Source organism: Rhodopirellula sp. J20-39, assembly GCF_057365095.1.
Genome location: NZ_CP195123.1, coordinates 5,270,273 through 5,283,824, shown reverse-complemented (window position 1 = coordinate 5,283,824; position 13,552 = coordinate 5,270,273). Strand labels below are relative to the sequence as shown.

The 13,552-nt window shown below is 54.5% G+C and carries 10 protein-coding genes; 7 read left to right on the top strand and 3 right to left on the bottom strand.

Features of this window, described 5'->3' with window-relative positions; translation table 11 throughout:
- The first annotated feature begins 1 nt into the window (after position 1).
- The 7 genes from pelF to ACR3ZL_RS19050 are packed head-to-tail and all read left to right on the top strand — an operon-like array spanning position 2 to position 8,504.
- Positions 2–1,132 carry a GT4 family glycosyltransferase PelF gene (pelF, locus tag ACR3ZL_RS19080; protein ID WP_486172883.1) on the top strand — a complete coding sequence of 377 codons (1,131 nt, stop codon included), beginning with the start codon at positions 2–4 and terminating at the stop codon, positions 1,130–1,132.
- Positions 1,129–2,550 carry a phenylacetate--CoA ligase family protein gene (locus ACR3ZL_RS19075; RefSeq protein WP_486172882.1) on the top strand — a complete coding sequence of 474 codons (1,422 nt, stop codon included), beginning with the start codon at positions 1,129–1,131 and terminating at the stop codon, positions 2,548–2,550. The genes pelF and ACR3ZL_RS19075 overlap by 4 nt, the downstream gene beginning before the upstream one ends.
- On the top strand, positions 2,550–3,566 hold the full coding sequence (locus ACR3ZL_RS19070; protein ID WP_473651511.1) for an endonuclease/exonuclease/phosphatase family protein: 1,017 nt from the start codon (positions 2,550–2,552) through the stop codon (positions 3,564–3,566). The genes ACR3ZL_RS19075 and ACR3ZL_RS19070 overlap by 1 nt, the downstream gene beginning before the upstream one ends.
- On the top strand, positions 3,551–4,795 hold the full coding sequence (locus ACR3ZL_RS19065) for a glycosyltransferase (protein ID WP_473651512.1): 1,245 nt from the start codon (positions 3,551–3,553) through the stop codon (positions 4,793–4,795). The genes ACR3ZL_RS19070 and ACR3ZL_RS19065 overlap by 16 nt, the downstream gene beginning before the upstream one ends.
- The gene (locus ACR3ZL_RS19060) at positions 4,792–6,144 is read left to right on the top strand and encodes a glycosyltransferase (protein WP_473651513.1); all 1,353 of its coding nucleotides are present in this window, start codon (positions 4,792–4,794) and stop codon (positions 6,142–6,144) included. Before ACR3ZL_RS19065 ends, ACR3ZL_RS19060 begins: the two co-directional genes overlap by 4 nt.
- Positions 6,144–7,439 carry a glycosyltransferase family 2 protein gene (locus tag ACR3ZL_RS19055; protein ID WP_473651514.1) on the top strand — a complete coding sequence of 432 codons (1,296 nt, stop codon included), beginning with the start codon at positions 6,144–6,146 and terminating at the stop codon, positions 7,437–7,439. Before ACR3ZL_RS19060 ends, ACR3ZL_RS19055 begins: the two co-directional genes overlap by 1 nt.
- A 3-nt stretch (positions 7,440–7,442) precedes the next feature.
- Positions 7,443–8,504 (top strand): hypothetical protein, encoded by a 1,062-nt coding sequence (locus ACR3ZL_RS19050; RefSeq protein WP_473651515.1) that lies wholly within the window; start codon positions 7,443–7,445, stop codon positions 8,502–8,504.
- Positions 8,505–8,596: 92 nt separating this feature from the next.
- Here ACR3ZL_RS19050 and ACR3ZL_RS19045 read toward each other — a convergent pair whose 3' ends face one another.
- The 3 genes from ACR3ZL_RS19045 to ACR3ZL_RS19035 all read right to left on the bottom strand — a co-directional run bounded on the left by ACR3ZL_RS19045 (position 8,597) and on the right by ACR3ZL_RS19035 (position 13,486).
- Complete coding sequence (locus ACR3ZL_RS19045) at positions 8,597–9,535, bottom strand: sugar transferase (protein WP_473651516.1); 939 nt, start codon at positions 9,533–9,535, stop codon at positions 8,597–8,599.
- A complete protein-coding gene (locus tag ACR3ZL_RS19040) occupies positions 9,532–11,991 on the bottom strand; it encodes a GumC domain-containing protein (RefSeq protein WP_486172881.1) in 2,460 nt (819 codons plus the stop codon). Before ACR3ZL_RS19040 ends, ACR3ZL_RS19045 begins: the two co-directional genes overlap by 4 nt.
- Positions 11,992–12,364: 373 nt before the next feature.
- On the bottom strand, positions 12,365–13,486 hold the full coding sequence (locus tag ACR3ZL_RS19035; protein WP_473651518.1) for a glycosyltransferase family 4 protein: 1,122 nt from the start codon (positions 13,484–13,486) through the stop codon (positions 12,365–12,367).
- Positions 13,487–13,552 lie beyond the last annotated feature (66 nt).

The window sequence follows — 13,552 nt, the reverse complement described above, 5'->3', positions numbered from 1 at the left end:
CGTGTTAACCCAAACTGCACCTGACGATTTCGGACAACGTGGCTTGACCATACCAACGCGTGTGCGCCGAGTGGTGCACGTGTCGTTGGGGACGCATGTGGGTGGCATGGAGAAGTTGCTGGTGGAGTTCGCCCGATTTACCGATCAAGATCGATTCGCTCTGACGTTTGTTTCGCTACAAGAACGCGGCCAGATTGCGGGCGAAATCGAAAGCCAAGGTTTCTCGGTGGTCGACTTCGACAAGCGAGACGGCCTGCGACCGGGGTTGGTCTTTCAATTGGCGAGACGTCTGCGTGAACTGCGAGCTGATGTCGTTCACACCCACAATACTGCAGCGATGTTTTACGGCGTTCCGGCTGCAAAACTGGCTGGCGTGAAAACGGTGATTCACACACGCCACGGTCAACGTCTAGGGGCTTCGACTCGACAGACCACGCTGTTTCGTTGGTTGGCCAAAGGCTGCGATCAGGTAGTTAGCGTTTGCGAAGATGGTACGCGATTAACAATTCGTGAAGGAGTTCCGTCGCGATCTGCATTCACCATTCGAAACGGTATCGACTTGTCCCGTTTCGAGAACGTAGGGCCCTGCGCACATGGTCCAGTCACGATTGTTGCCCGTTTGAGTGCAGAAAAAGACGTTCAAACATTGGTTCGGGCAATGAAGGTGGTGGTTGGTTTACGTCAAAATTTGAAGCTGCGGATAATCGGTGATGGACCGGAGCGGGCAATGTTAGCCGGTTTAGCCGAGTCGCTTGATTTGCAGCATTCAATCCAGTTTCTCGGCCAAAGGAACGATGTGGCTGAGTTGCTTGCTGAGGCGTCAATGTTCGTATTGCCATCGTTGTCCGAAGGAATCTCGCTGACTTTATTGGAAGCGATGGCCAGAGGCCTACCGGTCATCGCGACGGATGTAGGCGGAACATCGGAGGTTGTCGCGAACGGTTTGACTGGATTGCTTGTGCCGTCGGGGGATGTTGAAGCGATGGCTGACGCAATTCTAGACCTGCACCAGCATCCAGAAGCGGCGGCGGAGATGGGCCGCCAGGGGCGTACGCGAGTGGAACAGTGCTTTACTGTCCAGCGGATGGTTAGCGAGTACGAGCGGCTCTATGAACTGGAGTCAATCGAATGAAGATGGCTTTGCTGAAGCGTCCGAGTCGAAGTGAAAAATTCTATCGAAACGTTGTGTTGCCTGGATTTGAAACGTTCATTAAGGGCCGCAAGACGTTTGCGTATGCGGATGAACTTGACCAATCCCAGTGGTGGCCTGCGGAGAAGATTGAGGCGTTGCAGAATCGACGTCTGCGGTCGTTGGTTGAGTTTTGTTGGCGACACTCAAATCACTATCGCGATGTTTGGTCAAAAGCGGGCGTGCAGACACGTGATATCACCAGTGCGAGCGATCTGTCGAAACTTCCGTTGACCACTCGGGAGATAATGAGGGATCAGTCCGAGTCAATTCGCACGAATATCGCGGGTCAGGCCAGCGTTTCGAAATCCACGGGTGGTTCCAGTGGGACGCCGCTTCGATTCACGATCGACACTGAGGCTAATGACCGGCGGGTGGCGGCAGCACTGCGTGGTTATGCGATGGCGGGTGGCGGGCCTGGGACGAAACAGGTTCATCTTTGGGGTGCGGCGATCACGGATGAAAATCCCATTCGGTCGGCCAAAGAATACCTGTATTCGCGTTGGCTGTATCGCCGGGTGATGCTGAACAGTTTCGAGATGAATGAATCGAATGTGGAACGCTATGTGAGTTCCATCAATCGAACCCGGCCAGATGTGATCGTCGCCTACACCAACCCAATTGACACGCTTTCGCGTGCCATTCTAGATCGGGGAATTCATGTCTATTCGCCGCGGGCGATTATTACCGGTGCGGAAAAATTGCACCTGCATCAGAGGGAACGTATCGAATCGGCTTTTGAATCCCCGGTGTTTGAAACTTATGGATCGCGTGAGTTTACGTTGATCGGGGCTGAGTGTGCTGAGCATTCGGGACTGCATCTAACGAGTGAGAACTTGATCGTCGAAGTTGTCGATGAACAGGGACAGCCAACACCCTACGGCGAAGAAGGCGATATCGCGGTGACGGACTTGTGGAACCGATCGACGCCGTTTATCCGATATTTGTGTGGCGATCGAGCGGTGGCAGGCTTGGTGAGTTGTCCTTGCGGACGAGGGCTGCCCGTGTTGCGGAAGGTGGTTGGTCGGCAATTGGATATCCTGCAGACCGTGGATGGCCGCCGTCTGCCAGGCGAGTATTTCCCGCACTTGATTAAGGATTTCTCTGCAATTCGGCAGTTTCAAGTCGTTCAGCCGACAATGGATGAAGTCGTTTTGAAAGTGGTCGTCGATCGCAGTTGGTCTCGCGACCAAGCTGAGCGATTGGCCTCGTTGGTACGCGCGGGTGTAGGACACGCCACTCGACTACGAGTTGATGAAGTGGAAACGATTCCGTTAACCGCTCAGGGCAAACATCGGGTGGTCGTCAGTCAGGTGGACGCAGCGTCATTGGCAAACTCGAACCGGGTGGAGGTTGCTTGATGAAGATCGCATTGCGCACACTTGCCATCGTTTACTTGGCCGTTCTGCTTGTTGTTTGGGTATTGATCCGCTTTGATGTGAGCGGCAGTTGGTTAGTGACATTGTTTCTCTTTTCACCTCGCTGGGTGGCGGCTCTTCCGTTGGTGGCGTTGGTGCCAATGACAGTATGGAAATCGTGCCGATTTAGCTCGATATATCTCGTGCATGTCTGCGTGATTCTGTTTCCGATCATGGGGACAACGCTTGGGCTGAATGCGGCGAATCGCGATGAAGCATTGCCTACGATTCGAATTTTGACCTGCAATCTTGGTGGCGGCGATACCAACATCGCCCAGTTGTCAGCCCTGGTGAAATTTCATCAGGTCGACGTGATGGTTTTGCAGGAGTGTCGGACTGCGATTTCGGATCCACTGTTTGCTGAGCTTGATTGGAACCATCGCCAAGCCGCCAATCTTGCGATCGGAAGCCCACATGATTTGAGTGAGGTGCGAGTGTTAACCCGACAACCCAAGTCAAAGTTCAATGCAGTTGCGGGCGTTGCTTGTGACATGGATTGGCGACCGGTCGGTGAGGACGCTACACACGGTAAGTTGATTCAGATGGTGGGCCTTCACCTTCCAACGTTTCGACCTGCGTTCGAGCTTGCACGGGATTTTGACGGGACGGCGGAGGAGAAGTTTCTGCAACTGCGTGAGCGATACAACGCCATCGCACAACAAGCAATCCAGGCTAGCGAACAACACGCAAGCGAGTCTGGGATCTCGACTTTGGTTGCCGGGGACTTCAACGTTCCAGTTGACAGTGATTTCTATCGAACACATTGGTCGTCGCGTCAGAACGCATTGTCCTTAGCCGGGCGTGGCCTGAATCACACGAAATTCACTCGGTTTCATGGCATTCGAATTGACCATGTGTTGGCGGATTCACAATGGGAAGTGATTTCGGCTGAAGTGGGGCCTCGGTTAGGTGGCGATCATTGTCCCGTAATTGCGGAGCTACAATGCAAATCTTGGTAGTCACGTCGACCTATCCGACACAGAACCGACCGCAGCAGGGGGCGTTCAACCGCGTGATGGTTGACGCACTGCGACAGCACCACCGTGTGGCTGTGATCGCTCCCATTCCTTGGACACAACTGACCTGCCGCCAGGTCATGCGGGACTTGTTCAGTGGACACGCGGGAACCGATTCATGCGATCGCGAAACGTTCTATCCGGTTTCGTTTTACCCGCCCAAGATCCTTCGGCCTTACTATCATCACTTCTATTGGCTTTCCATACGCCAAAGTCTGAAACGACTGGCCAGCGACTTCCAGCCCGACGTGGTTTTGGGGTATTGGTTGCATCCCGATGGAGCTGCTGCTGTGCAAGCGGCGAGACAGTTCGGGGTGCCTGCAGTCGTGATGTCCGGTGGAACCGATTTGAGAATTCTGACTCAGAATCCGAGACGCAAAAAAGAAATCGCTCAGGTCATTGAGGATGCGGATCGCTTGGTGGTACTTAGTCGTGATTTGGGGCGACAAGCGGAAAGTTTGGGGGCGGCGCGAAGCAAAACGCATCTGGTCATCCGTGGTGTTGATAGAGACTGTTTCCGGCCGGGCAAAAAAGCTGATGCGCGTCAGAAATGTGGTGTGTCGGAATCGGATGTATTGTTGGTTTGGGTGGGACGGCTCGAAGCGGTGAAAAATCCATTGATGTTGTTGCGTGCGGCGACCGAGTGGAAGCGACGCTGGGGGACTCGTTTTCGCTTGCTCGTTATCGGCGATGGATCAATGCGGGCAAGTTTGTTGGCGTTCTGTGAACAGTCCGGGCTTAGCGGGAGCGTGCGTCTTGAAGGAAGCCTAACGCAGGCTGAGTTGGCGGTCCGTTATCAAGCAGCCGATGCCACCGTTTTGACCAGCCATAGCGAAGGGACTCCCAATGTTCTTTTGGAATCCATTGCGTGCGGGACTCGATTTGTGTCGACCGATGTAGGTGGAGTTCGTGAGATCGCTACTGCAGGAGTCGACAAGTTAGTCCCTAACAATGATGTCCCCGAATTGGTCGACGCAGTGATCGAGACGGTCGAGGTTGGTGTGACCGATCTGTCAAGAAATTTCAAGCCTACCGATACGGCTGGGATGGCGACACAACTTGAAGAAGTGTTTGAGCGAGCGATTCAATCTCGCGTCACGATGAAAGATGCAAATGTGCGTGCTGCATTTCCATCTACGACAGGACAAGTCCCTCACCGGAGGGCGTCATGACGCGACGGGTTCTATTCATCAGCTACGCCTATCCACCGACGGGTGGCGGGGGCGTACAGCGGGCGGTCAAGTTCACGAAGTATCTGCTGCAGTTCGGTTGGAAGCCGACCGTTTTGACCGTGGCGAATCCTTCGGTACCGGTCCGTGACGATAGTTTGCTTAGTGATGTCGACCCTGAGATCCAGATCGTCCGGGCTCGTACATGGGAACCGGGGTATCGATGGAAGCGACAGTTGGCAACGGTCAAACCATCGGGTGATACTCATCCAACGGACCGACAGCATGGGGTGTCAAGTTGGAGGCAATCGCTGAAGGTTTGGACGCGGACACAAGTAATGTCGCGGTTGCAGCCGGACCCTCAAGTCTTGTGGAATCGTTCAGCCCAACGAGTCGCTAGCACGGTCTTGCGCAAGCAGAATCACGATGCCATCTTCGTGACCGGACCACCGTTTTCGTCATTCCTGTTGGGATGTGAACTAAAACGGAAGTTCGGTCTGCCGCTTGTCTTGGATTTCCGAGATGAATGGATGCTCGCGTGCCGTTATCTTGACAATCATCAACAGTCCGGTAACGCAGCAACCCGGCAGCGTGAGATGATGCTGAAGGTTTTGGCAACGGCGGATGCGGTGATCGCCACAACGCATGCCAGTGCGGCTGAACTGAAAGAGCAGTGCCGCATCGCGGGATCAGCTGCTGTCGTTTCCTGCATTCACAATGGGTTTGACCCATGTGATTTCCCCTCTCGTGCTGGACGCTCTGAAGATGCAGCACGACGTTTTAAGCTGGTATACACCGGCACACTTTGGCGACTGACTGATATCCGTCCTTTGGTCGAAGGCATCGTTCGGTTACAAGAAATTACTCCGGATTCAGTTGGCCGTTTGGAATTGATATTGGCTGGCCGCCGGACTCCAGAACAAGATGCGGTTTTGAAGCGACTAGAAGGAACGTCGGTATCACTGGTTTGTCACGATTACTTGCCACACGAAGACGCGTTGCAGCTTGCCGCAGACGCTGACGCATTGCTGTTGCTTCTGTCCGATGATGAAGGAGCTGAGCGGGTCGTGCCAGCCAAACTGTTTGAATACCTGGCCTTAAATCGTCCCGTACTCGCGATCTGCCCCGAAGGTGAGACGGCGGACCTTCTATGGGAACTTGGAGGCGTGAAAAGCTTGCGAAACCAAGATTGTGACGGTGTTACACAGTGGATTGCAAACGCAGTGGACCGATCCGGGGCTAGTCAGTCAAATCGTAGTGATGGAGCGATAGCATCCTTTTCACGACAAGCACTCACCGGACGTCTGTCTGGTGTGTTGTCGCGTTGCTTGTCAGCAAAGGGGGAATTTTGATGCAGTCTTTGTATCCTTTCTTCCTATGGGGATCACTTGCGGCGTTGGCGTATACCTACGTGGGCTATCCAGTGCTGGTTTGGTGCTTGGCACGCGTCCACCGAGTTCGGTGTGAGCCGGAGACTTTGTTTGTGGACCGGGCGAATTTGCCGCCCGTGACCGTACTGATAGCCGCTCACAATGCGGAAGATCACGTGCGTCACCGGATCGAGAATATCTTCGCCAGCAATTATCCAGCAAACCGCTTGCGAGTTATTGTGGCGTCGGACGGCAGCACGGACGCAACGGTGCAAAGGGTGCTTTCCATCAATGACCGGCGAGTGGCGTGTTTGAGTTTTAAGGAGCGTTCAGGGAAGGCGGCGACGCTAGTTCGTGCAGTTGAGCAGTTGGACGATCGTTCTGTGGACGAGGTTTTGATCTTCACGGATGTCACGACTCGCTTTGCACGCGATGCCGTGTCGCGACTGGCGAAACACTTTCGAGATCCTGAGATTGGGGTCGTTAGCGGACATGTGACAATCACCGATCCAACCGGTAGGCCGACGGAGTCGTTGTATTGGAAATGCGAGATGATGGTCCGTCGCTGTGAGGCTCAGCTTGGAATCATGCTAGGGGCCAGTGGAGCTATCTACGCGATGCGATCGGAACTGTTCGTGCCGCCCACGACACCGGTAATCAATGATGACATGGTCTTTCCAACGTTAGTGCGGTTGCGGCACGGTGTTGGAGTGAAGCTCGACGAAACGGCTCGGGCATTTGTCACAGCCGGCGGTAGTCTAGAGGCCGAATTCCGTCGTCGTCGGCGGATCGGTATGGGGGCGGTGCAGTGCATCTTCGCAATGAAGGAACTGTTTCAGCTCAAACATGGTAAGCAACTGTGGGCTTTCATTTCGCACAAGTTGTTGCGGTGGGCGAGTCCCTTCTTCTTGATCATCGCGGCCGTGAGCAATGCTCTGATCCTGAATACGTACGCCAGTCAGGCAACTGCTGTCCTGCAGTTAGCCGCTTACGGAATGGCTTTGCTGGGATTGTTCCTGACGGGGTACGGATTGGTTGCACGCGTGTCACGGGCGGCGACATCGTTTGTCGTCATGAATGCTGCGTTAGTGGCGGGGATTGTGCACTTGTTGTGGAAGCCTGGCGAGGTGGTTTGGACGCCGACTTCCCGTCCGGTTGGAAGCGTAGAATTTTCGATGAGCGAACCTACGGTCAATCGAAAATCTCCGGCCGTGTTGAACGGGCCGGGATCAGAGTCATTCGCAAGCTTGGGCGAACTGCCACGGAAGGCAAGTTGATCCGTGCCTATCATCAAGGGGATGACCGGAGCGACGTTTGCTCAAGCGTGTTGGGCGGGAATTCGCCCAGTGCCCCGACTGCGGCATGTGTTCGTATGCATTGCGGACCATTTCGAGCCTGAATGGAATGACGCTTCTGAAACTTTAAAGCGTGAACGAGTGGCTCGGTGGTCTGCAGAATATGCCCGTTCTGTAGCGGGTGTGGAGGATTCGCGTGGCCGACAACCGCAGCATACATTCTTCTATCCGATGGAATGCTACCAGCCGGAATTAGTGGAACCGCTGGCCGAACTGGCCCGGCAAGGGCTGGGCGATGTCGAGGTGCACTTGCATCACGACAACGACACGAGTGAAGGCTTGCGATCGTTCCTTATCGATGCAGCGGACACTCTGCATCGTGAACATGGTTTGCTAACACGTGATTCGCAGGGCAAGCTTCGCTATGGTTTCATTCATGGAAACTGGGCCTTGGATAATTCCCACCCCGATGGACGCTGGTGCGGCGTTGATGATGAGTTGACGGTGCTTCGCGAAACGGGCTGCTATGCTGATTTCACCATGCCAGCGGCTCCGCATCCGGCCCAGACGCGAACTATCAATTCAATCTATGACGCGGTTGATGATCCTGATGTACCGAAGTCACATGATGTCGGAATACGACTTGCGGTGGATGTCGATCGTCCGGATGACGGACTATTGATGATTCAAGGTCCGCTTGTGATCTCTCGTCCTCGATGGCGTAAGAAGCCTAAGGTTGAGAACGGCAATCTTGCTGGGTCACAGCCCCCGTCGGCCAGCCGAGTCGATAATTGGTTGCGGGCCCGAGTCAGCGTCCACGGTCGTTCGGAATGGGGGTTCATCAAATTGCACACGCATGGCGCTCAAGAGGCCAATGCGAATGTGCTACTTGGGGACGAAATGCGAGGAATGCATCGCGGTTTGATGAATGCAAGCGTGCGACGCGGGTTTGCACTTCACTACGTGACCGCTCGCGAGATGGCACATTTCGCGTTGCAAGCACAACGTGGTTTTGCAGATCCTGACTTCGATGCGTTGACCTGGTAAGCCGCCGCGTCGAAGGCAGTGATTGCCTGTTGATGTATTGTGCCAGTGAAGGCTTTGTTTATTGCGTTTTCGGCCCATTTGCCGATGTGTTTTTAGCCAGCGAGCGACCGAGATGGTTTCCTTGTGACAGTCTCGACAGCTTCTGCACCGGGAGTGGATGACAACGTCTTGCTTGAAGTTAAAGTTGGGTGTGCGAGGATCTTCGACTTCTTTTGGTCGTCTGCCCATTTCGTCATTAACATTCTAATGACGTAAGGAAAGGTTTGAAGGAAAAGTCGACTGTCGCTTGGTAGGCTGGCGTGGTTGATGTACTGGATGTCGAGTTCGACCTTGTGTTTGACATCGCTGATGCAGTGGTCATACCCCAAGCCCAGTTGTGCAAGTCCTGTGATGCCGGGGCGGACACGCAGTCGTTCCATGTAGGTCGGTAATTCTTTTGACAGTTCACAAACGAATTCAGGACGTTCGGGCCGTGGACCGATCAAGCTCATGTCGCCGGCGAGAATGTTGATCAGTTGAGGTAGTTCGTCCACATGCGAACAGCGAAGCCACCGTCCGAGCGCGGTCACTCGTGGGTCATTGTCCCCGGACCAAACCGCTCCCGTGTTCTGTTCTGCGTCAGTCCGCATGGAGCGAAATTTCCAAATGCGAAAAAGAACTCCGTTTTTGCCGACCCGCGTCTGGCGATAGAAGACCGGCCTTCCTTGAATGACCAGGATGAACGCTGCTACGACGGCCATAATCGGAACCGCGACGATCATTAGCATCGCAGTTGCGGCAAACTCAATGACAGGCTTGATACGAAAGTAAGAAGACGGTGTCGCGGTGGCGGCATCAGAGTAGTTGGGCTTTTCGATCCGCAGATAAGATTGGCCATTTTTGAGTCGACGTATCGGGCCCCGATTAGACTCGGGATGTGGAGCACGCTCATGCGGAACATGCGCACGCCGTCCCGGTGAGGTCTGGCTCGCCGGTAGATCGTAATTGCCGGGTAAGTCGAATATCAATGGCCCCGAGGTTGCTTGACTCATGAAATGGAATCCGATTGGGGCTTCGGCGTAGGGGCTGGTTGGGGCGATTTTTGGGAGGCGACGGCGTGCTGGAGTTCATCCTGCAAGGCGGCGATGTCTTGTTGCATTTCGGCTTCTTCATCAGCCGACGGGGTAGATCCCATCGTTCGCTGACGGTCGCCAGCGGCAACGGATCCGGCGTTTCGAATGGTCGGCTTCGCGCCTGGACGCGTTTGAGGGATGTCTTCATCGATTCCGCGAACGCCAAATGACTTGGGAAACAGAATCGTGCCAGCAATTTCAAGGTTGGTGGATTCGACTTTTTCGTGGCAGGTCGCGAGATCACTCCATCGCGTTTGCCCCATGACGGCTGCCAAGACGATTAAGTCCGCTTGGGCGGCTACCAAAAGGCTCTCGCCGGATGAGCAAAGTGCGGGGCCTGCGATGACGATTGCGTCGTATTGAGGTCGGAGCGATTGGAGTGTTGCTTGCAAGGTGTGCGGGTCGATCCACGCATGAGATTCGCCGTCAATCCCGCTGGGAAGAAAGTCCAGCCCGGTGTGACTGGTGGGAATCACATGTGTCATCGCCGGCATACAATTCGTCGATTCTTCAGTCGAATCGGTTAGCTGATTAAGTCCGGGTTGAGACTGGGTTCCAAGCAGGTCTTCGAGTCTTTGGCTGGTCGCATCGCTGTCGATCAATAGTGTGCGGCGTTGGTAACCCGCGATGGCAAGTGCAAGTCGCAGAGCTGCATGCTCGTTCGGTTCTTCGCTGGTCGCACCGGTCACCAAGATGGTGGGGATTTGTCGTTCGGTTGGGTTCAGTAACATCAATCTTGCGGCAGCTTCTTTGGCCGCGGCCGAACCAGTATGCTGCTGGGACCCACGAGCGGACTCCCTTTCAGCGTCGACGCCGAAAACGGGACGTGATGAAATCGCTAGGATGGCGTCGCTATCACGAATCAAGCAGCTTTGATATTCAATTAAGCCAATCGAAAGGATCACTAGCATCCAGCCGATTCCAAACGCGCCCGCACTCGCCTTGATGCGTCGAGATTGATTGGGATGAAGCGGGAACTCCGCTAGGCTTAACAATGCCACGCGTGGTTGGGACTGACTTTCGATCTTCAGTTCTTCAAGCGATTTCCAAAGTTGGTCGGCGAGCCTGGATTGACGCTCAACGCTGTGTCGAGCGACTTCGAGATCGACTCCGTTGTGATCCTGTTTGCGAGCGCTAGTGGAATCGATCTCTTCCATGCGTTCGGTGAAGAACCGGCACTCCGATTCATTTAGCTCGATCTTCTTTTGGATTTGAGCGAGCTGATTGGTCGGCGTGTTGTCGTCGACGGTTGACGAATTTTGTTGCTCTGATGCTACCGAGCTAGGTGAAGCATCCTTGGAACGTTTCGCTTTCGCAATTTGCTTTTGGGCGTCAACCAATTCGGCTAGTTGCGCCGCATAATGCTGCCGTTGTTCCCGCAGTGGATCAAGCCGAGGTGTATCGGGCTGAGCAGCGATGCGTTGGATTTCGCTGATGCGAAAATCGAGGTCTCCGATACGCCGTTGCAAGTTTGTGATCTGCGGTGTGTTTTCGATTTCCGGCACAGATAAAGTTTGTGGCTCGCTCGATGAGAGAGAACGCTTCGGTTGCTGGCGTTCTAGCCTTGCAACACGAGTCTGCTCTTCAGAAAGCATCGCTTGCAGTTCCACGCGTCGGAGTTGGGCCGTGCGAAGCTGTTGAGCGAAGTCGCGGTAAGCTTGCATCTTGATTTGGTCGCGCATTGACAGAGCTTGTGTGTCCGACGATCCCAATTTGGATGCAACTTCGTTCAGTTGTGCCCATTGTTTGGCGAGGTCTTGCTCAGCGATCTGTGCCGCGTTTTCTAGTTCGGCACGACGGCGATCGCGGTCGGCGGTCACTCGAGACGTCGTTTCATTTAGATACGCATTGGTCACTGCTAGGCTGGCTGCGTGCGAAACTTCCGCGGATGGGTGACTCGCACTGATGCTGAGAATTTCGGCACCGACTTGCGCTTCGGAACGCATCAAACTACGAAGCCAAGTCACGCCTTCGGTGGATGCTGGAACATCACAAACGCTTTGCAACTGCTCGTCGAGCAAAGCAGCGGCAAGCACCTGAGGTGACAAGGCGAGTTGGGACTGGGCGCGAAAGTATGCCAGGTCTTCGGATCGTGACGTTTGCGGGGAAAGCACGACGTCTTCGCGTTGTCGTACCCGAACGTAGCTCTCGCTGTGGTAGGTCGCCGTGGTCATCCACCAGGCAGCCGCCATCAATGCAAAACTTGCAACGCAACCGAGTGCTAGAGTTTGCCAAAGGCGATGCCGACAAGCGAGCACGAGTTCGCTGAATTCGGGAAGGCTCGATAACGGTCGTGATTGTTTCGCGGCTGTTGTGGGATTATCGACACCCGCAGTCTCGGTGTTCGTCGTGCGACTGGGACCGGTGCGAGACATAAACGTTTACTGGGGCAAGTGCACGATAAGCCGAATGAATGAACCCAAGGCATCTAATTGAGCATTGGTGTTTATTCGTCAACGGTGTCACAGGATGCCTAGCCAAAGCGGTGCGTGCCGAATAGTCGGGACGAACGGAACGACCCCTACCAGATATATGTCAATCCTCAACGGTTGTACCGGTGGTAGGCTCCGATCAAGCAAGTACCCAAATGAAAGGTGAACTTCGATCGCAAAAGAAGAGGCCGCTATCGGGCCGCAGGCAACCGCTCGTCCGGCGATCGTTTTTCAGATAGCCGTTCATCAGGCAATCGTCACGGCAGGCCGTTGTTGGGTAAGCCTTGCGTGACTTGCTAAGAATGGTGGGGCAACGTCAAGCTTTCGTTTGTTGCTTTAGTCGCTTGTAGAGTTCGATGTGGCGATTGACCATGTCGTCTACTTTGAATTCATTTTCGATTCGAAGTTTAGCTGCATTCGTAATTGATTTCGTTTTTTCGGCATCGCCGAATACGTCGATGGTCTTTTGAACCAATTGTTCTTCGTTACCGAGAGTGAACAGCCAACCGGTCTCACCATTGATTACCAGATCGCGATTCCCTGGGATGTCTGATGCGATGACAGGGATACCGGCCAGCATCGCTTCGATGACCGCATTGCTTTGGCCTTCGTACTCGCTCGCGATCCAGAACGCATCCGCGAGTGGCAGCAGCGTGGCGACGTCCTCACGCGAACCGGCGAAACGAACGTGGGCCGGTTGGGACACTGCGTCTCGGTGCCGAAGCAATTCGCCTCGTTGAGGTCCGTCACCGATGATCACCAAAGTGGTATCCTGACGTGCTGTCGCGATTAACTCGCCGGCCCAAATGAGATCTCGCACGCGTTTTTGCGGCCACAATCGACCGACTGCGATGATTAGCTTCCGGCTGGTATCAACTTCGAGGATATCGAATGCGGACTCTCGGGTGATTGCCTTTAAAGCGTTCGTCACCTCCGGCCCTGAAGGCACTCCGTTGGGGATAATCTCAAAAAGTTTTGGATCGAGACCGTGGGCGGTGTAGAAGTCACGAACGCCGGTGCTGTTAGTGGTGATGGCGGCGGTGTGTTTTGCCAGCCAGCGGTCGATCACGAAATGGGCGGTCGATTTCCAGGGATCGACGCAACGTTCACTTGCTAGGATGACGGGAACGGCAGCAAGTTTGGCCGCCAGACGTCCGAAGCTGTTCGCTGCAAAAAGCCACGTGTGTACCACATCGGGGCGGGTTCGTTTGAGCCAACGTACTAAACGCAGTAGAGCCGTTGGATCCGCTTTGAATTTCTTACCGATCAATTCGACGGGGATTCCGGCCTGACGAAGTTCTTCACTACGCGGCCCATCACGGGTCAACAGGACGACGTGAACATCGTGCCCGGCTTGTTGTAAACCAATCGCCAGCAGAACGACCTGTTTCTCCGCACCGCCGCGGTCCATGGTCGGGATGACGAGGGCAATCTTCATACGTACGAGGCTTTTCGATGCGTTTGGAGCGTCAAGGCAATGCTGGCTTGCGGTGAACCAACGGAG